The sequence below is a fragment of the Saccharicrinis fermentans DSM 9555 = JCM 21142 genome, assembly GCF_000517085.1.
Taxonomy (GTDB): domain Bacteria; phylum Bacteroidota; class Bacteroidia; order Bacteroidales; family Marinilabiliaceae; genus Saccharicrinis; species Saccharicrinis fermentans.
This window is the reverse complement of the sequence record NZ_KI912107.1, coordinates 5,034,760-5,054,954: the sequence shown is the minus strand read 5'-3', so window position 1 is coordinate 5,054,954 and position 20,195 is coordinate 5,034,760. Positions and strand designations below refer to the sequence as shown.

Sequence of the window (20,195 nt, the reverse complement as noted above, 5' to 3'; positions counted from 1 at the left end):
ACATCCACATTCAAACTTTGTATCTCCACGCCTCTATCCTATACTTTTTAATACGTGTTCCCAATTTACGTTCCGTTATCTTTAATCTATCTGCCGCTTTACTTATATTTCCTTTTGTACTGGTTAATCCCTCAATAATCAGTTGTCTTTCCAGTCTTTCCAATACTCCAGTCATACCTTCCTGTGTACCCGTTGCTGTAGAATCGGCTGTTTGCAATGTCGGAGGAAGGTTATGACTATGGATGACATTATCACGAGCCAATATACATGCCCGCTCTATAACATTCTCTAACTCTCTAACATTACCAGGCCACGGATACACCATTAACATATCAATAGCTGAGGTAGTAATTCTTTTTATAGCTGCATTATTTTTTCGATTGAATTTATGAATAAAATGATCTACCAATAAAGGGATGTCATTTCTTCGTTCTCTCAATGAAGGCACAAAAATCGGGAATACATTAATTCGATAAAAAAGGTCTTCTCTAAACCTACCCTCCTCAATCAGTTTTTCGAGATTACAATTCGTCGCACATACAATACGCACATCAATTTTAATAGTGTCAGATCCTCCTAGCCTTTCAAATGCTCGCTCCTGAATTACCCGCAAAAGTTTCACTTGCGTAGATAAAGGCAAATCACCAATCTCATCCAGAAATATGGTTCCACCATGAGCCATTTCAAACCGTCCTTTACGCATCTGATCAGCACCTGTAAAAGCTCCCTTTTCGTGTCCAAAAAGCTCGCTTTCTATTAAAGAGTCGGGCAAAGCAGAACAGTTTACTTTCACCATCTTTTTGTTTTTTCGATTACTTTCTGAATGTATAGCATCCGCAACTAACTCCTTACCAATTCCACTCTCTCCTCTCACAAGAACGGTACTATTGGTTCGAGCAACCATTTCAATCAAAGAAAACAAATCTCGCATTTTACTACTATTCCCAATAATGTTGGTTGTAAAATTATTCGCCTTCACCTCCGACTCCAATTCTTGGTTCTTTTGCTTTAATTGTTCCAGTTCTTCAGCTTTTTCCTGACGTAATTTTACTGTTTTAGCAATCAAGGAGCCAACTATCGAAAGCAGATGGATATCTTCTTCATAAGTAATATGCGGATTAAAAGGCCGAACCACGCTTAGTGCTCCTGTTGTTTTATTTTGCACAACCACTGGAATACAAATAAAGCTAAGTTCTCGACCTTCTTTATTCAACTCAGACCGTGTTTTATTCAGAAAAAGGTTTGACTTAGATATTTCCTGTATAACAATGGGTTGTCCTAATTCTACAACCTTTCCAATTACACCTTCCCCCAAGCGATACTTTCCCAACATCTTCTGTTTCTGGCTCATTCCGTATGCCGCTTCAATATAAATATTGGAATTGTTGCGATTGAAAATAGTTAAAAAGCTTCGCTCTGCACCCAAATACTCCACTAACATTCTTAATATGGGAGACAGATCATTCTTGAGCTCTTTACTGGATATTAAACGTTGACTAATCTCAAAAAGCAAAGTCATCTCTTTAAGACCATAACATTCTCCACCTCCTTTTTTACAATGTGCATGCATAATTACTTCCTCTAATTACAATTCAAAACAAATATCGACTCAAATATAACAATTAAACACATCAACCCCATTTTCAATAGGGCAAGTGGAGCTTATTTATATCTTTTCTAACTAACACCCTATACATTTAAACTTGTCATTGATAAGTTTTGTATATTCTCCCCAAGCCATATAGCCCAACACCATGAGTAACTCCTTGTATATATAGTGGCTGCAAGAAAACGACGGTTTTTTCTATCTTTGATAAGAAAGCTTCAATGACAAGGCTTTCGATATTTTTGAAACCAAGGAGTTTACTAATGGTAAATGACTGTTTCAAAAATGAGAATAACACAGTATTTGGAGTTTTCTTGCAAAGACTAGATAAAAAAAATATACACCCCTATATGCTTTAATATTCATACTAAAAGTTATAATATTGCGCCATGCAAAAAATAACTATTAACATTATCATAATACTCTTATTAACTGTGGCTTGCTCTCATCAAAACAAAAACAAGCTTATTAAAACCGGTGACATCCTCTTCAGAGCTAATCACAAAAATGGTTTATCGAAAGCAATCAATGAGGTAACCCAAACCCAATCAAAAACCAACTATACTCATATGGGTATCTGTAAAGTGCTTGATGATTCGGTTTTTGTTATCCATGCACATCCATCCATAGGAGTATGCAAAGAACCACTCACAAACTTTTGTCACCCCAATGGTGACAGCTCTTACATCACTGATTTGTATAGAATAAAAGCCGAACTAAAGCCGAACATAAAACAAGCACTCATTCAAGCTGAAGATTTAATAGGAGAACCATACGACCACACCTACATATTATCTGAACCGGGCTACTACTGCTCTGAATTTATATATGAAATATTCAAGTCAGACACTCTATTCTCCCTAAACCCTATGACCTTTAAAGATCCAGCAAGTGGGAAATTTCATTCAGGATGGCTTGAACATTATCAAAAGCTGGGGCTTACTATCCCAGAAGGACTACCCGGCTGCAACCCCAATGAGATGGCAGCAGAAGGCAAACTAGATTTTATACTCAGATTAGAAAAATAGCAATACTTATTCATGGAATATCGCAGATTTGGAAAAACAGAGAAGAACATTAGCGCTATAACACTAGGCGGGATGAGATTTAAAAATGGGTGGGATAATCCAAAAGAAGAAATTCCTGCACTTACACAAGCACATTGTAATCACATCGTTGATTTAGCCTTCAAAAATGGAATTAACCATATTGAAACCGCACATGGTTATGTCAAAAGCGAAAAGGTATTAGGTATCACATTAAATGAGGAATTAAAGGCAGACCGATCGTCCTATTATTTAATGACTAAAGGAAACCCGCAGAATGCCAGTGAAACAAGAAAATTAGTCGAAGAACAACTCCAAACATTACAGACAGACTATTTTGATTTTTATGGATGGCATGGCATCAACACAAGCGAGCTCCTTCATACTTCTTGCAAAACAGGAGGACCTGTTGAAGAGTTATTAAAAATGAAAGAAGAAGGCATCATTAAACATGTTGGATTTAGCACCCACGGCCATTTAGAAACAATTGAAGAAGCCATTGGTACCAATTTATTTGAATTTGTAAACCTCCATTACTATTATTTTTATCAACGAAACCGAGCTGCTATACGGTTTGCTGAAAAAAAAGACATGGGTGTTTTTATCATCTCTCCCAATGACAAAGGAGGACAACTTTATAAAGCGCCCAACAAAGTAAAAAAAGCAATTCCACACGCTACACCAATTCAGTGGAATGCTCGGTTCTGCCTAAATACCCCGAATGTTCATACACTATCCTTTGGAATGACAGAAGAAGCTCACTTTGATGAAATGCAAGGAATATTTCAAAACAAACTCAATTCAATAAGCCTTCTTGATCAGCAAGCGAAAGAAAGACTGGACAAGATGCTAAATGACGATTCTTATTCATATTTTGACGGCTACAACATAGAAGATAAAAACTCACCTTTGGATCTACCTCAATTATTACATTGGAGAAAATTATGGAAATGTTATGATATGCTAGACTTTGCCAAATATCGTTACAAAGAACTTAAAACCCCCAATCATTGGGTTCCCGGAGTTTTTGCAACATCCGAAAACATAAACAAGTTTGATTTTTCAGCAATTCCAGATCATATCCCTCTTAAAGCAATGTTAAGCGAATTACACAAAGCTTTACACCAGGATTTTAAGCACCCAAAATCAATTAATGCAAAAGAACTTTCTCTGGCAAAAAAAGAATAAATCGATAAATAATATTGAAACATTCTTTAAGCTTGGCCTTGAAGGATTCCGCTGAAGCATTTGTGCTCCTGTTATTGAAAAGAAAATTATCTACCGATTGAGAAATATGGAATATAGTTATTGCCTAGTTTTGGCCCCTACGCTTTCCTTGTATAACTTTTCAAAATTGAACGTCCTTTTTTCTCAATGCGTGAACATGGATCAAAGATTCTCATAAATAGACAGCCCTCAACTTTTCAACTATTGACCTTCTAAACCCATAAACGCTCAAATCTCCTTAGCTCCTCACCTTAACAGAACACCAAACTAAACCATTAACCCAGTTCCTTCATATGTATAGATACACAAACCAAGGTAACGTTCATTTTCCTACACGAATGTAATTAAGCAAACAAGCCCTTAATTACATCACACTGTATTACAGACCATTACCTATTTTGTTACACATAAACTAAAAACAAGCACCTTTTCTACATATTTGTAATTCCCATTTCTGGCTCATCATTTACATGCCAAAAAGCAAACACACTACTATACACTATATATCAACCAATTACAACCAGTCCCTATTCAATCTATAATCACCCTATGCGCATTTTGGCACATCCTATGAAATACAAGAAAACACTCAAACTAAAAAGTAGAGCAACAGACAATTAGTATAAACCTATTAAAAATTTTAGAGATGAGAAAAATTGCGATTTACGGAAAAGGTGGAATTGGTAAAAGTACAACTACACAAAACACAGTAGCTGGTTTAGTAGAACTAGGCAAAAACATCATTGTAGTAGGATGTGACCCTAAAGCTGATTCAACTCGTTTATTACTAGGTGGACTTGCACAAAAAACAGTATTGGACACACTTCGTGAAGAAGGTGAAGATGTTGAGTTAGAAGATGTAGTAAAAGAAGGATATGGTAACGTTCGTTGTGTTGAATCAGGTGGTCCTGAACCAGGTGTAGGCTGTGCAGGTCGTGGTATTATTACTTCAATCAATCTTCTAGAACAATTAGGAGCATGGGATGAAAAATACAAAACAGATTATACCTTTTATGATGTACTAGGAGATGTGGTATGTGGAGGTTTTGCCATGCCGATTCGTGATGGTAAAGCAGAAGAAATATACATTGTTGTATCTGGAGAGATGATGGCCATGTATGCTGCCAATAACATTTGTAAAGGTATTCAAAAATATGCACAAGCAGGTACTGTTCGCTTAGGAGGCTTGATTTGCAACTCTCGTAAAGTAGACAACGAAAGAGAGATGATCGAAGAGTTGGCTAAACAATTAGGAACTCAAATGATTCATTTTGTACCTCGCGATAACATGGTTCAACAAGCTGAGATTCACAGAAAAACAGTGATCGAATTTGCACCTGAGCACCCCCAGGCTGATGAATACAGATCCTTATCCAAAGCTATTGACGCCAATGAAATGTTCATCATACCCACTCCTCTGGAAATGGAGAGCCTTGAAAAACTATTGATAGACTTTGGAATTGCCAACTAAGTATCATAGTTAGTAGCTGCAAGAAAACTACTGTTTTTTTCTGTCTTTGATAAAAAGCTTCAAAGACAAGGCTTTCGATATTTTTGAAACCAAGGAGTTTACTGATGGTAAATGACTGTTTCAAAAATGAGAATAACGCAGTATTTGGAGTTTTCTTGCAAAGATTAGTTACTAAATAAAGCCATAACATTTATAAATAAACAAACCAAGGTTTTTGAGATAAGTGCTATCTCTTATCTCAAAAACCAATTATCTAAAAAAAAGGAGACCCAGTATATGTTAATGATAAAAGCAATTATCCGTCCAGAAAAATCGAGTGCTGTTCTTAAAGCCTTATTTGAAGCAGGTTATATCGCAGTTACCAAAACACCAGTGGTAGGTAGAGGTAAGCAGCGAGGAATTAAAATTGGAGATGTAACCTACGATGAATTACCCAAAGAACAGCTCTTCATGGTTATAAAAGATGAAGACAAAGACTTTGCAGTCTCCACTATCATGGAGGCAGCCCGTTCAGGAGAAAAAGGAGCGTTTGGAGATGGTAAAATATTTATCACTCCTGTTGAAGAGGCCTATACTATATCAAGAGGTGTTAAGGAACTATAATGAAACGAGGTACAAAGAAGTTTTATACATGAATATAACTACTCCAAAAAACTTCATTCCATCCTTGGTAACCCGTTGGGATATCATCTCTTAATTCTTAAGCAATAAGTTTAAAATGGATGAAACGAGCCAAAACAAAGCCATTCTCTCATAGGGAAATAATTAAGATGGTGAGTTTCATCTAACCATTGAAAAGCAAAATTTAGACACATGAAAAAGGTAATGGCCATCATCAACATCGACAAGATGAATGCAACCAAAAAAGCACTCCTTGATGTCAATATTACTTCGATGACAGCATCGGGAAAAGTATTCGGAAGAGGAAAAGGTCTTTGGGAAGCAAAAATACTAGAAGGGGTTAAAAACGATCAACCAGAAGCACTTGAACACTTAGGAAAAGAACCCCGTCTCCGCCCACAAAGAGTATTGGAGATAGTTGTAAATGACTCTTTTGTTCAACCTGCTGTAGAAGCAATTATTGAAGCTAATCAAGATGCCCAACACGGATGTGGCAAAATATTTATCATGCCAGTAATGGATGTAATTCAGGTCAGAACCGGTATTACAGGTAGTAAGGCAGTCGATTAGGCTAAGTTTTTATAACGCATTAAAAACAAGAAAACATGGTTAAAAAGAAAGATTATTCAGCAGGATTACCAGATCCTACGCCCATAATAGATGAAATCATTAGCAAATACCCTAGTAAGGTTGCCAAGAAACGAAAAAAGGCGATGGTTGCTAACGATCCAGAGATAGATCAACCCGTTCAAGCCAACGTTCGTACCATTCCTGGAATTATCACACAACGAGGTTGTACCTATGCCGGCTGTAAAGGGGTAGTACTAGGCCCTACCAGAGATATCATTAACTTGGTTCACGGTCCTATTGGTTGTAGCTTTTACGCCTGGCTCACACGTCGTAATCAGACGAAACCAGAAACAGAAACCGCAGAGAACTATATGATGTACTCGTTCTCAACAGATATGCAGGATGAAAACATCGTGTTTGGTGGAGAAGTAAAGCTTAAGGAAGCGATACGAGAAGCTTATAAGCTATTTAACCCCAAGGCCATCGGGGTATTCTCAACATGTCCGGTTGGACTGATCGGAGATGATGTGCATGCCGTATCCCGCGATATGAAAGAAGAATTGGGAATCAATATTTTTGGTTTTTCTTGCGAAGGTTATCGGGGAGTATCTCAATCGGCTGGTCACCATATTGCGAACAATGGTATTTTCAAGCACGTGGTAGGAAACAATGATCGTCCACGCGAAGGTAAATTTCAAATTAACCTTTTAGGTGAGTACAATATTGGTGGTGATGCCTTTGAATTAGAACGATTATTTGAAGAAGCGGGCATTACTCTTGTATCTACCTACTCAGGAAACTCAACTGTAGAAAGCTTTGCCTACTCACATACGGTTGACTTAAATGTGGTAATGTGTCACCGTTCTATCAATTACATTGCGGAAATGATGGAGGAAAAATACGGTATTCCATGGATCAAAGGTAACTTCATAGGAGGAAGCTCCACTGCCAAAACACTTAGAAAAGTAGCCGAATTTTTCGACGACGCTGAACTTATTGAAAAAGTGGAAGAAATCATCGCTCGAGAAGAAGCTAAAGTAGAAGCAGTAAAGGCTGCTATTAAACCCAAAGTAGAAGGTAAATTGGCCATGATGTTTGTAGGAGGATCACGTGCCCACCATTACCAAGATCTTTTTGAAGAGCTGGGAATGCTAACCGTTTCAGCCGGATATGAGTTTGCACACCGCGATGACTACGAAGGACGCCATGTAATTCCTGATATCAAAATTGATGCAGACACCCGTAACATCGAGGAGTTAACCATCACTAAAACAGACAATCCAGAATTATGGCGTGACGACTTGGTGGCGAAAAAAGCAGAATTGGAAAAAAAAGGATACGAATTTAGTCACTACGCTGGCATGATGCCTCAGATGAAGAAGAATTCTTTGGTCATCGATGATGTATCTCACCACGAAACTGAAAAGTTAATTGAGTTTTATAAACCTGATCTATTCTGTGCAGGCATCAAAGAAAAATATGTAGTACAAAAGTCCGGTGTACCTTTAAAGCAGCTTCATAGCTACGATTATGGCGGGCCCTACGCTGGATTTGAAGGAGCCATCAACTTTTATAAAGAGATGGAGCGCATGTTGGTAACAAACGTTTGGAACCTGGTAGACACACCATGGAAAAGCGAACCTGAGATTGTAGGAAGCATGACTATTAACGCATAAACATTAGGAGGACTTTATTATGTTATTACGACATACAACAGAAAAAGAAATAGACAGAAAAGCGCTAACTATTAACCCGGCAAAAACCTGTCAGCCAGTAGGTGCCATGTACGCAGCCTTAGGCGTTCACGGATGTTTACCGCACAGCCATGGTTCACAAGGATGTTGCTCTTATCACCGATCCGCATTAACCCGTCACTACAAAGAGCCCGTGATGGCTGCTACCTCTTCATTTACGGAAGGATCTTCAGTGTTTGGAGGACAAGCCAACCTATTACAAGCCATAGGTACCATATTTTCGGTATACGATCCGGACATTATTGCTGTTCATTCAACCTGCTTATCAGAAACCATCGGTGATGACTTGAAGCAGATTGTTGCCAAAGCCAATGCAGATGGGAAAGTACCTGATGGAAAACATGTGATCGAAGCCTCTACACCCAGTTATGTTGGTTCTCATGTAACCGGATATCACAATATGCTTCAATCTATCGTTCAGCATTTCGCCATAAAAACAGACGAGGCTAAACGTCAGGTCAACCTATTGGCTGGTTGGGTAGAACCATCGGATATGCGAGAGCTCAAACGAATAAGCAAAATGATGGGTATCAAAACCGTTTTAGTTCCGGACACATCAGATGTACTAGACGCTCCTATGACCGGGAAATTCGAGATGTACCCCAAAGGAGGAACCACCATTCCGGAATTAGTAAGCATGGGAGATAGCATGAAAACAGTAGCTATTGGCGAATGGGCTACCAAAGGAGCTGCCATTGCCTTAGATAACAACTGCAAAGTTCCATTTGACATGCTTGATCTTCCTATTGGCGTAAAAGCAACAGACCGTTTCATCATGTCTTTATCAAAAGCAGGCGCTGTAGCAGTGCCAGAAGAGATTGATAGAGAAAGAGGTCGTTTGGTTGATATGATTACCGACATGCACCAGTACTTCTATGGAAAACGTGTTGCGCTATTCGGAGATCCTGATCAGCTACTTCCATTGTGCGAGTTTTTATTGGACCTGGATATGGTACCTGCTTATGTTGTTTCTGGTACTCCAGGAAAAACTTTTGGTAAAAGAATGAAGGAAATATTCGGTGACAAAATAGACCAAGTCAAATTCAAAAATGGTGCAAATGCCGATATGTTCCAATTACATCAATGGATTAAACAAGAAGGTGTTGATTTATTAATAGGTAACACCTATGGAAAATATATCGCTCTTGACGAGAAAATTCCTTTTTTAAGAATGGGATTCCCTATCGTCGACCGGGTAGGACACTCTTACTTCCCAACACTTGGGTATATGGGTGGTATCCGAATCCTTGAAAAAATATTGGATTTATTGATGCAATACCAAGACGAAAACAGTCCTGAAGAAAAAGTAGAACTTGTCATGTAATAAATGTAGATACAAGCATTCAGATCTCAGGTCAGCCATACCTACTATTGAAATGATCTTGATGCTTATGTCTAATCATCTAAGCTTGATTTAGCAAGCGACCTGTTTGTGTTTGCCAAAGGTTAAGACTGGTGAGGCAATTCTACTTTGGAACGCCAAAGTGTGAAATAATAGGTGGTATAATATTTTAATTGCCTCGCCAGCCTTTATCTTTTTTAGGTCAAATGTCTAAAAAATAATCTTTCTATTAAAAACAGTATTTCATGTCAAAATATATTAAAGATAGAACACCCCAGATTGTTACCATAGGCGAAGACCAACATGATTTAGCCTGCGAAAAAAAATCAGCCGCAGGTTCCGTAAGTCAAAGAGCTTGTGTATTTTGTGGTTCCAGGGTAGTCCTTTACCCCATAGCCGATGCCCTTCACCTTGTACATGGTCCTATAGGATGTGCCGCCTATACCTGGGATATCAGGGGAGCCATGTCTTCAGGCCCTCAATTGCACCGTTTAAGTTTTTCAACCGACCTACGAGAAAAAGACGTTGTTTTTGGAGGAGAAAAAAAATTATACAGTGCCCTGACCGAGCTAATTGAGTCATACAAACCCGAGGCTGTTTTTATATACAGCACATGTATAGTTGGTGTTATTGGTGATGATGTAGAAGCTGTTGCCAGACGACTAAGCAACGAAACAGGAGTTGATGTACTTCCTGTGATGAGTGAAGGCTTTAAAGGAACCAAAAAAGATGGCTACAAAGCGGCATGTGACGCTTTGATGAAATTGGTTGGAACGGATGATAACTACCTACCGCCCAAATACAGTATCAACATACTGGGAGATTTTAACTTGGCCGGTGAGCTTTGGATATTAGCCGAATATTATAAGAGAATTGGAGTAGAAATTATTGCGTGCCTGACAGGCGATGGCCGCGTGGAGCAAGTACGCAAATGCCATAAAGCATCATTAAATGTGGTACAGTGCTCCGGCAGTATGATGCATGTAGCCAAAGAAATGGAAAAAAAATACGATATACCCTTTAAGAAGGTATCTTACTTTGGTATTGAAGACATGTCGGATGCTCTCTACGAGGTGGCTCAACATTTTAACGACCCGGAATTAATGGCCAACGCCAGAACCTTGGTATCTGAGGAGATCGCAAAACTCATACCTGCTCTGCAACCTTATCGCCAGAAACTAGAAGGTAAAAAAGCTGCCATTTATGTAGGTGGTGCATTTAAGGCCATCAGCCTAGTAAAAGCCTTACGACTATTGGGCATGCAAACCGTAGTGGTGGGTTCGCAAACCGGAAACAAAGACGATTACAATCTACTACAAAAAATATGTGACAAAGGAACTGTAATTGTTGACGATTCAAATCCAAACGAATTATCCGACTTTGTAAAACAAACCGGAGCCGACCTCTTTATTGGAGGTGTAAAAGAACGCCCCATAGCCTATAAACTAGGACTTGGATTTTGCGATCATAACCACGAACGTAAAGAAGCACTTGCCGGATTTGTGGGAATGCTCAACTTCGCTAAAGAAGTGTACGCCTCAGTCTGCAGCCCGGTATGGAAGTTTATTCAAAAATAGTATCGCATAATATAATGAGTATCAAACAACAAGTTAGGTGAGATACAGAACGAACAAACGTGATACAAAAGTTTAACTGTCCTTCGTTGTCAACTATACATCAGTATATAAATAATGAATAAGGACTCCAGATACTAAAAAAATGGCCGACAAGATACCTGTATTAAAAGAACGTAAAAACTTCGTTGCCACGCGGAATGCCTGCAAAGTGTGTTCTCCACTGGGAGGAAGTATCGCATATAAAGGAATCAAAGGATGTGTTCCGGTAATACACGGCGGGCAAGGGTGTGCCACCTATATCCGACGATATTTAATAAGCCACTATAAAGAGCCGGTAGATATTGCCTCATCTAATTTTAGTGAAGAATCAACCATTTTTGGGGGTGAAGCGAACTTAAGCACCGCCATACAAAATGTGATTGCTCAATATAAACCTGAAGTAGTAGGTGTATGCACTACTTGCTTAAGCGAAACCATTGGTGACGATATTGGGCAAGCTTTAAAAAATTATCGTGCAGCACACAAGAACGAGCCCGAAGTGCCAGAGTTTGTATATTCATCTACGCCCAGCTATCAAGGATCACACATGGACGGTTTTCATGAGACAGTAGCAGCCATCACCAAAACCTTTGCCTCAAAAGTAGATAAGAACAATAAGGTGAATATTTTTCCTGGATTTATCTCCACCGAAGATTTAAGAATTTTAAAAGCTATTCTAGAGGATTTTGGCATCGACTATATCATGGTTCCTGATTATTCCGAAACATTAGACAATCCGGTATGGGATACCTATCACAGAATCCCCGATGGAGGAACTCCTGTGGATGAATTAAAGAAAATGGGAGGAGCCAAAGCCAGTATTGAATTTGGCCCCATATTAAACAAAGGAAATCTAGTGGGAAGAATCAAAAGCAAAAATATGGCGTACACAGGCGCCGAATATTTGGAAAAGGAATTTGGCGTGAAAAAACATACCATCAATCTACCTGTAGGCATTACACAGAGCGATCAACTTTTTCAAATATTAAGTGATATTAGCCAACAAGAAGTGCCCACCCAATACACCATGGAACGCGGCAGACTCATTGATGCTTATGCCGATGGACACAAATACGTCTTTGGAAAAAAAGCAGTGGTTTACGGTGAAGAAGACTTAGTCATAGCCTTGACAGGCTTCTTAGACGAAATAGGTGTTGAAGTGATTCTTGCTGCTTCTGGAGGAAATAGTGGTGCATTGAAGGAACAAATTGAAATATGTGCTCCTACACATGGCAAAACCATTCGGGTGATGGGTGATTTAGATTACGAAAAAATAAACGAACTATGTATTGATATGAAACCCGATTTTTTAATCGGCAACAGCAAAGGCTACTACATAGCACGTGAACTCAAGATACCTATTATTCGGGTAGGCTTTCCCATTCACGACCGGATGGGTGGCTCCCGGCTCAAACATGTTGCTTACAAAGGAGCACAGGAATTATTTGACAAAATTGGAAATGCCATGATGGAGTACAAGCAAGAAAACTCAGAAGTGGGCTATAAATATATATAAAAAGACTTAGTAACCATCAAGATCAAAACAGTAACACCTTGATACTAAAACACAAGCATATGATAGACTTCAAAAAACACCCCTGTTTCAATAAAGAAGCTAAAGGACAATATGCCAGAGTGCATTTACCAGTCGCCCCCAAGTGTAATATCAGTTGTAATTATTGCAACCGAAAGTTCGACTGCGTCAACGAGAGTAGACCCGGTGTGACCTCCAATATACTATCGCCCGAACAGTCTATCATATACTTAACAGCCCTACAGAAAAAAATGCCTCAGCTATCGGTCGTAGGCATTGCTGGTCCCGGCGATCCTTTCGCCAACCCAGAAGAAACTATGGAGACACTACGTCAGGTACGCTCTAATTTTCCGGAGATGATACTATGCGTATCTTCAAATGGCCTGAACATCGCACCTTATATCAATGAGTTAGCGACGTTAAAGGTGAGTCACGTAACCATTACGATCAATTCCCTCGATCCTAAAATTCTTGAAAAAGTATACCGATGGGTACGTTATGAGAAGAAAGGATATTTTGGATTGGCCGGAGCGGAACTCCTTCTGCGCAAACAACTGGAGGCCATTACAAAATTAAAGTCCGCAGGTATTACTGTAAAAGCCAATGCCATCGTAATTCCAGGAATCAACGATACACACTTGGGTGCACTCGCTAAAGGATTATCTGAGTTGGGTGTCGATTTGATGAACACGATTCCATTAATTCCTGTGGAAGAAACACCTTTTTCTGATTTAACAGAGCCTGGCAGTGCTCACATGAAAGAGATCAGAAAAGAAATTGGCGCTTTTTTACCGCCAATGACTCACTGCAGCCGATGCCGGGCAGATGCAGCGGGACTTCTGGGAAAAGATAGCACTGAAGCGATGGAACTACTGACCGAAGCAGCTAAAGTACGTATAGACAAGGGAGATGCTGATAAGCGCCCCTATGTAGCAGTGGCCAGCAATGAAGGTATTTTAGTGAACCAACATCTGGGAGAAGCAGACAGGCTATACGTTTTCAAAGAGACTCCCAACGGATACAAATTAGTAAACCAACGCGTTACACCCTCCAAAGGAAACGGAGACAGCCGGTGGGAAGAACTGGGCAATATACTGAGTGACTGCAAGGCTATACTCGTAGGAGGTATCGGGCCAAAGCCCTCTAAAATATTAGGAAAATCAGGATTGCAAGTGATAGAGATGTCGGGATTGATTGATCAGGGGATGGATGCTGTTTATAAAGGCACAGAACTCAGGACTATCACCAAAGCAGAAAGCTTTAAATGCGGTGCTGGTTGTTCAGGAACAGGCACTGGTTGCGGATGATGACAAGTTGAAACCGGTGTAAAAGAATATGACATAAATTGAAAAATAAACAAACAACCAATAAAAATTTATTTTAATGAAAAAGCCTGAATATCACATTTTGGTATGTAACTCATACCGTGTTGCCGGAGATGCCAAAGGGTTTTGCAACAAAAACGGAGCTGGTAATTTTATTCCCTACATCATGGAGGAGTGTAATGATAGAGGCATTGATGCTGCGGTTACCAGTACAGCCTGTTTAAATGTATGCAGCCAGGGGCCTATTATGGTTATTCACCCCAACAATCTATGGTATGGAGAGATCACAGAAGAAAAAATTGACGAAATATTGGATGCCCTTGAGGAAGGTAAAGCTGTTGAGGAGTACTTAATTTCAGATTAATCCTATTCTCGCAAATCATCCGGGTAATTTTTCACTAGTGTAGGGATGACATATATCGTTGTCCCTACATGCAATCATGGCCTTATGAAACAATATTTGATTGACACCACATTACGCGATGGAGAGCAAGCTGCTGGAGTCATTTTTTCACTGGAGGAAAAAATACGCATAGCACAAATGCTGGTAGAGTTAGGCATTCAAGAAGCCGAAATAGGAACTCCTGCCATATCCATCCAAGAAGAAAAAGACATTAAAACCTTGGTAAATCAAGGCTTTAATTTTGATATGCTGTGTTGGGCTCGTGCCACCGTTTCTGACATTATGGCCACCAAACGCACTGGAGTTAAACGCATCAGCATTTCTTTCCCGGTAAGCGATATTCAGCTGGCTGCCATGGGTAAAGATCGTAGTTGGGTGCTGAATCAAATGGAGACAATGATTGGACTCGCCCGCAACCATTTTGAATTTGTTGGCATTGGAGCACAAGATGCTTCACGAGCCAATTCAAATTTCTTAAAGGAATATATCAGTAAAGCAACCAGTATGGGTATTGAACGAATTCGTTTTGCCGATACAGTAGGCATCATGAATCCTATATCGGTATATGAAATGATAGCTGGCTACCGCTTTCTTTTTCCGAATATGAACTTGGAATTTCATGCCCATAACGATCTGGGAATGGCCACTGCCAATAGTGTTGCTGCCCTACAAGCCGGCGCAAACAGTATCGATGTTACGATTAATGGCTTAGGTGAGAGAGCCGGCAATGCCCCTCTGGAAGAAGTAGCTGCTGCTGCCAAATATTCCCTCCAGCTCGACCTCGGCATAAATCTTAAAGAGATAAACCGCGCTTGTCAATTTATAGAGACAGCTTCAAACCGTAAGATGAGTCAAACAAAACCCATCACAGGGGAATTGATAACCTGTCATGAGTCTGGCATTCATTGCCGTTCTTTACTGAATAACCCAATGAGTTATCATGCCTTTGATCCCAAAGAAATTGGTAAAAAACCTCAATTTATAATAGGCAAACACTCTGGAGTAGCTGCGGTATTAGATACACTCGCTCATATGGGAATCCATATTTCGAAAGAACAAGGAAAAGAAATCCTTCCTAAGGTGAAAAAGTTGGCCGCAAGCCAAAAACAGAGTATCGGCAAAAATGAATTGAGAGAATTAATATTAAACCTTTAACCCGGAAGATGCATGGAAAATTCTCAAAGATTCTACCAAACAGGTACTGAATATTATCAAAATGCGATGGATTTATCTGGATCCAACCAACAACCATCGTTAATCACCTATAACCTCATCAGTATGTCAGCCGAATTTTTGATGAGTGCTATCTTATATGAAAATGGGATAGAACCCTATAAAACAGGAAAAGATATATTAGCAACTTTAATAAAGAATAGTCTTATCCCGGAAAAAATCAAAATCAAAGCAATTCACCTTAAAAAGCAATGCGATTACAAAAAGAATACCGCCACCTTACAAATACATCACATCGTAGATTTATGCAAATGGCTTCAAGATATTAAATCATGGGTAGACACTCAACTAAAATCTGCAATAAGCATTTAAAAAATCTATTCCAAATTAAGATATTAATATCCACCTCATCTATTACGAAGGTAACCTTAACATTTGGCAAAAAAGATTTAGGTTACGCAGCGAGTCGGTTTTACAAATCGATTCTATAAAAGAAAGCCTGTACGCTTAGTTCCATGAACCACTGGGGTGGTGGAACATGCTACTAAGCTACAGGCTTTTTTTTTACTACACCCAAATCCAAAAGGAAATTGCCTATCGAAATTCTAATGTACTATTAAACAATAGAAAAATCTCCTTCTAATACATCAACAGAATTACCACCTACAAAAACTTTAAAGTTACCCGGTTCAACCACATAGGTGCCATCCGGAAAGAAATAACCCAATTCCTTTTTTGTAAGTTCAAATTCAACTACCTTGGATTCTCCAGGCTCCAGCTCTATTTTCTGAAAACCTTTTAGTTCCTTTACCGGACGAGCGTAGGTAGCTACCTCATCTCTTATATACAGTTGTACCACTTCCTTACCTTTCACAGCTCCTGTATTAGTCACCACAACTTTCACCTTTAACTTACCATCTTGTGCAATCTCTCTGGAGTCCATCATCAAATCCGCATATTCAAATGAAGTAAAACTCAAACCATAGCCAAAGGGAAATTGAGGAGAATTAGGACTATCCATATAATTAGACCATAAATTATCTTCAGGATATTTGGCTAGGGGGCGTCCCGTATTTTTGTGATTATAATATATAGGAACCTGTCCTACATTACGAGGAAAACTGATGGGCAATTTACCCGAAGGGTTATATTTACCAAACAAAATATCAGCAATGGCATTTCCTGCCTGAGATCCCAAGTGCCACGCTTCTATCATTGCAGGTGCCTTTTCAACCATTTCTGGCATCACCAAGGGACGACCATTCATAAGTACAATGATTATGTTTTTATTGACCTTATAAACCTGGTCAAAGAGTTCTTGTTGCAGGCCTTTCAATTTCAGATCTGTCACACTTCTACCCTCACCCGACATGAAAGCGTCCTCTCCGATAGCCATCACCACAACATCAGACTGGGCTGCAAACCTAACTGCTTCCGAAAATCCAGAGCGATCATTTTCATTCACTTTCAAATAAGTAGAAAATTTCCTTCCTCCTATTGCGAGATCACACCCTTTGGTATAATTTACTTCCACATCTCCTGCAACAGCCTTCTTAATTCCCTCCAGCAAAGACACCGCTGAGTTATTCTCTGCTCTGGCACGCCAATTCCCCAGGGGTGTATCCTTATCATCAGCCAACGGCCCTATTACGGCTATTGATTTCACCTTATTACTAATGGGCAATAACTTCTTCTCATTTTTCAACAAAACAATAGATTCTCTGGCTATACGCCGAGAGGCCTCCAAATGCTCTTTTGTATAAATATTGTTTTTCTCCCTTTCTTCACTACAATACTTATACGGATCCTCAAAAAGACCTAATCTGTATTTCACTCTAAGAATACGTAACACAGCATCATTGATCAGCTTAACATCTACCTCCCCATTATTTACCAGCTCTGTCAGATAATCCACATAGGCATAACCCTCCATATCCATATCGCAACCAGCGGTGATGGCTTTTTCGGCGCATTCCTTTAGGTTGGCCGCGGCACCGTGTGCGATCATCTCCCCTACACTATTCCAATCAGAAACCACAAAACCGTCGAAACCCCATTTACCTTTTAACAATTCACGCTGCAAATAAGGGTTTGCAGTAGAAGGTAAACCATCAATGGTATTAAAAGAATTCATAAAAGTGGCCACTCCGGCATCCACCGCAGCCTTAAACGGTGGCAACACAACATTATGAAGAGACTCTCCACCAATGTCCACTGCATTATAATCCCGACCAGACTCCGAGAAAGCATAGGCAGCAAAATGCTTTGCACAAGCAGCCACAGTGAGCACACTGTTCAAGCTATCACCCTGGAAGCCTTTCACCCTTGCTTCGGCGAATTTTGCACCCAGATAGCTATCTTCGCCGGCTCCTTCCATCACGCGCCCCCAGCGCGCATCACGTCCCACATCTACCATGGGAGCAAAGGTCCAATGTAATCCATTGGCTGCTGCCTCTTTGGCCGCAATAGATGCTGATAACCTGGCCAATTCAGGATCCCACGAAGCAGCTTCTGCCAATGGAATAGGAAAGATCGTTTTCTGGCCATGGATTACATCATAACCAAATATCAAGGGAATTCCTAACCTAGAATTCTCGACCACTATTTTTTGCGCATTACGAGTCGCTTCGGCGCCTACTACATTCAGCATAGAGCCTACCATCCCGCTCTTTAACAATTCAGAAAGCCTTTGGGCATTCTCCGAGTCGGGTGTTGGCCCTGTCATCTCCCAACGACTTGTAAACTGATTCAACTGACCTACCTTCTCTTCCAAAGTCATTTCTTTTAATAATGACTCAACAAACTCACTCTCCTCTGACTCATCTTTAGGCTGCGACTTACATGCGGCAGCGCATATCAGAATCAATAAAAAAAACAATACTCGTTGTTTCATATTATATGTATTTATAAAACAAAAGCCACCCATATAGGTAGCTTTTGCTCATGAATTAAAAATATTAATATCCTGGATTCTGATCTTCAGGAGAAATTGATGTATTTGCAATTATTTCATTTATAGGAATTGGAAATAACTCATGTTTACCTGTTACATAACCAATATTTGACATTTCGCTTGACGCTAATTCCCAACGAACTAAATCCCAATATCTACAACCTTCAAAGGCAAGTTCAAGTTGACGCTCATTTACAATCGCATTAAATAATGCATCTCCGGTAACAGTTACTTCAGCAAGATTAGCTCTATCTCTTACCTTATTTAATTCAATTAACGCTTGTGCATCATTATTATTAAAATGATATGCTTCAGCGGCCATTAACAATACATCAGCATAACGCAACAACCGCCAATTAGTACTATAATTAAGCTCAGCAATACCTGATGTGCTAGTTTCAGAAGAAGTAGTTACATACTTAACCCTCATATACCCCTCATAATCATGCGCTTCATCATCAACTATAACTCCACCTGTAGCTTCAAAATCAGCCGCAGACATAACAGTAGAGGCCATGCGTATGGTATCTCCAGCATCAATAAACGCCTGTCCTATTTCAGCAGATGGCATATTGAACCCCCAACCATTTAACATATTAAGTGATGACTCACTAATATCAAAAAGGCTCGAACGAGGCCCCTGAAGTTGAACTTCAATATTACTTTCATTAGTTCCATCCCATGGAAATGTTCCCCAGTCATAAACTTCTTGGGCTGTATAAGAAATTTCAAATAATGACTCAGGACCAAATTCTCCATTAACACTCCATACATTAGCAAAATCTGGTTCTAAATCATACTCTCCACTACTAATTACATTTGCAAATTGTGTTTCTGCCTCTGCATATTTTTTCTGATACAAATACACTTTACCTAAATAAGCCTGAGCTGCACCTTTCGACATTCTATATCGATCACCAGAACTGTACTCACTTTTCATAGGTAAATCAGCAATAGCTTCTATTAAATCCGTTTCAATTTGCGCATATACTGCAGCTGCTGTCGAGCGAGGTAAGTGATACTCAGCTTCATCAGTAGGATTAACAATCATTAAAGGAACTCCCCCAAATAAAGTTACCAATTCGAAATAATTATATGCTCTCAAAGCCTTGGCCTCTGCAATCATTTTTACTTTCAAATCAGTATCTCCATCTACCTTATTAATAATTGTATTAGCAGTACTAATCGCTTTATATAGATTACTCCACACTCCTTCAATTTTGTCATTATCTGATTGTATTTCAAAATCATCTATATTTTGATAACCCGGTTGATCACCTTCAGTAGAACCTGCCAAACAATCGTCAGCTGGCAAATTTTTCACAAAATAAAGACTTGTCCATGCCCCACTTGAAAAATTCTCTTGCATTGCATCATAAATACCTACGACTACAGCCTTTACTTCTTCATCGGTTTTTAAGTATACATCACTAGATAACACTCCTATAGGATCTACACTTAAAAACTCATCTTCGTTACAGGACGCTATTAATAATACAAATAGCAATGCTGGGATTTTATATAATAATGATATTTTCATTCTATTGTAGTTTT

Annotated in this window: 16 protein-coding genes; 13 read left to right on the top strand and 3 right to left on the bottom strand. The window is 39.4% G+C overall.

The annotated features are described in order from the left end of the window. Nucleotides 1-10 precede the first annotated feature (10 nt). Nucleotides 11-1,570, bottom strand: coding sequence for a sigma-54 interaction domain-containing protein (locus tag CYTFE_RS0120840; RefSeq protein ID WP_027473411.1), 1,560 nt, complete (start codon nt 1,568-1,570; stop codon nt 11-13). Nucleotides 1,571-1,995: 425 nt separating this feature from the next. On the opposite strand from CYTFE_RS0120840, the gene CYTFE_RS27505 reads away from it, so the two are divergent. From CYTFE_RS27505 to CYTFE_RS0120770, 13 genes are all read left to right on the top strand, one after another. After that, complete coding sequence (locus CYTFE_RS27505; protein WP_044213962.1) at nt 1,996-2,634, top strand: YiiX/YebB-like N1pC/P60 family cysteine hydrolase; 639 nt, start codon at nt 1,996-1,998, stop codon at nt 2,632-2,634. A gap of 12 nt (nt 2,635-2,646) precedes the next feature. Continuing rightward, complete coding sequence (locus CYTFE_RS27500) at nt 2,647-3,840, top strand: aldo/keto reductase (protein WP_044213961.1); 1,194 nt, start codon at nt 2,647-2,649, stop codon at nt 3,838-3,840. Between the two features lie 685 nt (nt 3,841-4,525). Further along, on the top strand, nt 4,526-5,350 hold the full coding sequence (gene nifH / locus CYTFE_RS0120820) for a nitrogenase iron protein (protein WP_027473409.1): 825 nt from the start codon (nt 4,526-4,528) through the stop codon (nt 5,348-5,350). A gap of 276 nt (nt 5,351-5,626) precedes the next feature. Further along, complete coding sequence (locus CYTFE_RS0120815; protein ID WP_027473408.1) at nt 5,627-5,953, top strand: P-II family nitrogen regulator; 327 nt, start codon at nt 5,627-5,629, stop codon at nt 5,951-5,953. 210 nt (nt 5,954-6,163) lie between these two features. Further along, nucleotides 6,164-6,541, top strand: coding sequence for a P-II family nitrogen regulator (locus CYTFE_RS0120810; RefSeq protein WP_027473407.1), 378 nt, complete (start codon nt 6,164-6,166; stop codon nt 6,539-6,541). 35 nt (nt 6,542-6,576) lie between these two features. After that, a complete protein-coding gene (nifD, locus tag CYTFE_RS0120805) occupies nt 6,577-8,217 on the top strand; it encodes a nitrogenase molybdenum-iron protein alpha chain (protein ID WP_027473406.1) in 1,641 nt (546 codons plus the stop codon). A gap of 19 nt (nt 8,218-8,236) precedes the next feature. Continuing rightward, nucleotides 8,237-9,619, top strand: coding sequence for a nitrogenase molybdenum-iron protein subunit beta (nifK, locus tag CYTFE_RS0120800; protein ID WP_027473405.1), 1,383 nt, complete (start codon nt 8,237-8,239; stop codon nt 9,617-9,619). Between the two features lie 263 nt (nt 9,620-9,882). Further along, complete coding sequence (nifE, locus tag CYTFE_RS0120795) at nt 9,883-11,214, top strand: nitrogenase iron-molybdenum cofactor biosynthesis protein NifE (protein ID WP_027473404.1); 1,332 nt, start codon at nt 9,883-9,885, stop codon at nt 11,212-11,214. A 142-nt stretch (nt 11,215-11,356) separates the two neighbouring features. Then, nucleotides 11,357-12,769 carry a nitrogenase component 1 gene (locus tag CYTFE_RS0120790; RefSeq protein ID WP_044262971.1) on the top strand — a complete coding sequence of 471 codons (1,413 nt, stop codon included), beginning with the start codon at nt 11,357-11,359 and terminating at the stop codon, nt 12,767-12,769. A 59-nt stretch (nt 12,770-12,828) separates the two neighbouring features. Further along, nucleotides 12,829-14,094, top strand: coding sequence for a radical SAM protein (locus tag CYTFE_RS0120785; RefSeq protein WP_027473402.1), 1,266 nt, complete (start codon nt 12,829-12,831; stop codon nt 14,092-14,094). A gap of 76 nt (nt 14,095-14,170) precedes the next feature. Then, nucleotides 14,171-14,476 carry a (2Fe-2S) ferredoxin domain-containing protein gene (locus CYTFE_RS0120780; RefSeq protein WP_027473401.1) on the top strand — a complete coding sequence of 102 codons (306 nt, stop codon included), beginning with the start codon at nt 14,171-14,173 and terminating at the stop codon, nt 14,474-14,476. An 84-nt stretch (nt 14,477-14,560) separates the two neighbouring features. After that, nucleotides 14,561-15,670: a homocitrate synthase/isopropylmalate synthase family protein gene (locus tag CYTFE_RS0120775; protein ID WP_027473400.1), complete on the top strand. Its 1,110-nt coding sequence runs from the start codon at nt 14,561-14,563 to the stop codon at nt 15,668-15,670. Between the two features lie 12 nt (nt 15,671-15,682). Next, on the top strand, nt 15,683-16,060 hold the full coding sequence (locus tag CYTFE_RS0120770; RefSeq protein WP_027473399.1) for a hypothetical protein: 378 nt from the start codon (nt 15,683-15,685) through the stop codon (nt 16,058-16,060). Nucleotides 16,061-16,304: 244 nt separating this feature from the next. On the opposite strand, the gene bglX is transcribed toward CYTFE_RS0120770, so the two are convergent. Then, a complete protein-coding gene (gene bglX, locus CYTFE_RS0120765) occupies nt 16,305-18,581 on the bottom strand; it encodes a beta-glucosidase BglX (RefSeq protein WP_027473398.1) in 2,277 nt (758 codons plus the stop codon). Nucleotides 18,582-18,645: 64 nt separating this feature from the next. Then, a complete protein-coding gene (locus CYTFE_RS0120760) occupies nt 18,646-20,181 on the bottom strand; it encodes a RagB/SusD family nutrient uptake outer membrane protein (RefSeq protein WP_027473397.1) in 1,536 nt (511 codons plus the stop codon). Nucleotides 20,182-20,195: the final 14 nt, after the last annotated feature.

Excerpts from the sequence above, each read along its gene's own strand:
- CYTFE_RS0120840 (WP_027473411.1), bottom strand. The coding sequence starts at position 1,570 with ATGCATGCACATTGTAAAAAAGGAGGTGGAGAATGTTATGGTCTTAAA.
- CYTFE_RS27505 (WP_044213962.1), top strand. The coding sequence starts at position 1,996 with ATGCAAAAAATAACTATTAACATTATCATAATACTCTTATTAACTGTG.
- CYTFE_RS27500 (WP_044213961.1), top strand. The coding sequence starts at position 2,647 with ATGGAATATCGCAGATTTGGAAAAACAGAGAAGAACATTAGCGCTATA.
- nifH (WP_027473409.1), top strand. The coding sequence starts at position 4,526 with ATGAGAAAAATTGCGATTTACGGAAAAGGTGGAATTGGTAAAAGTACA.
- CYTFE_RS0120815 (WP_027473408.1), top strand. The coding sequence starts at position 5,627 with ATGTTAATGATAAAAGCAATTATCCGTCCAGAAAAATCGAGTGCTGTT.
- CYTFE_RS0120810 (WP_027473407.1), top strand. The coding sequence starts at position 6,164 with ATGAAAAAGGTAATGGCCATCATCAACATCGACAAGATGAATGCAACC.
- nifD (WP_027473406.1), top strand. The coding sequence starts at position 6,577 with ATGGTTAAAAAGAAAGATTATTCAGCAGGATTACCAGATCCTACGCCC.
- nifK (WP_027473405.1), top strand. The coding sequence starts at position 8,237 with ATGTTATTACGACATACAACAGAAAAAGAAATAGACAGAAAAGCGCTA.
- nifE (WP_027473404.1), top strand. The coding sequence starts at position 9,883 with ATGTCAAAATATATTAAAGATAGAACACCCCAGATTGTTACCATAGGC.
- CYTFE_RS0120790 (WP_044262971.1), top strand. The coding sequence starts at position 11,357 with ATGGCCGACAAGATACCTGTATTAAAAGAACGTAAAAACTTCGTTGCC.
- CYTFE_RS0120785 (WP_027473402.1), top strand. The coding sequence starts at position 12,829 with ATGATAGACTTCAAAAAACACCCCTGTTTCAATAAAGAAGCTAAAGGA.
- CYTFE_RS0120780 (WP_027473401.1), top strand. The coding sequence starts at position 14,171 with ATGAAAAAGCCTGAATATCACATTTTGGTATGTAACTCATACCGTGTT.
- CYTFE_RS0120775 (WP_027473400.1), top strand. The coding sequence starts at position 14,561 with ATGAAACAATATTTGATTGACACCACATTACGCGATGGAGAGCAAGCT.
- CYTFE_RS0120770 (WP_027473399.1), top strand. The coding sequence starts at position 15,683 with ATGGAAAATTCTCAAAGATTCTACCAAACAGGTACTGAATATTATCAA.
- bglX (WP_027473398.1), bottom strand. The coding sequence starts at position 18,581 with ATGAAACAACGAGTATTGTTTTTTTTATTGATTCTGATATGCGCTGCC.
- CYTFE_RS0120760 (WP_027473397.1), bottom strand. The coding sequence starts at position 20,181 with ATGAAAATATCATTATTATATAAAATCCCAGCATTGCTATTTGTATTA.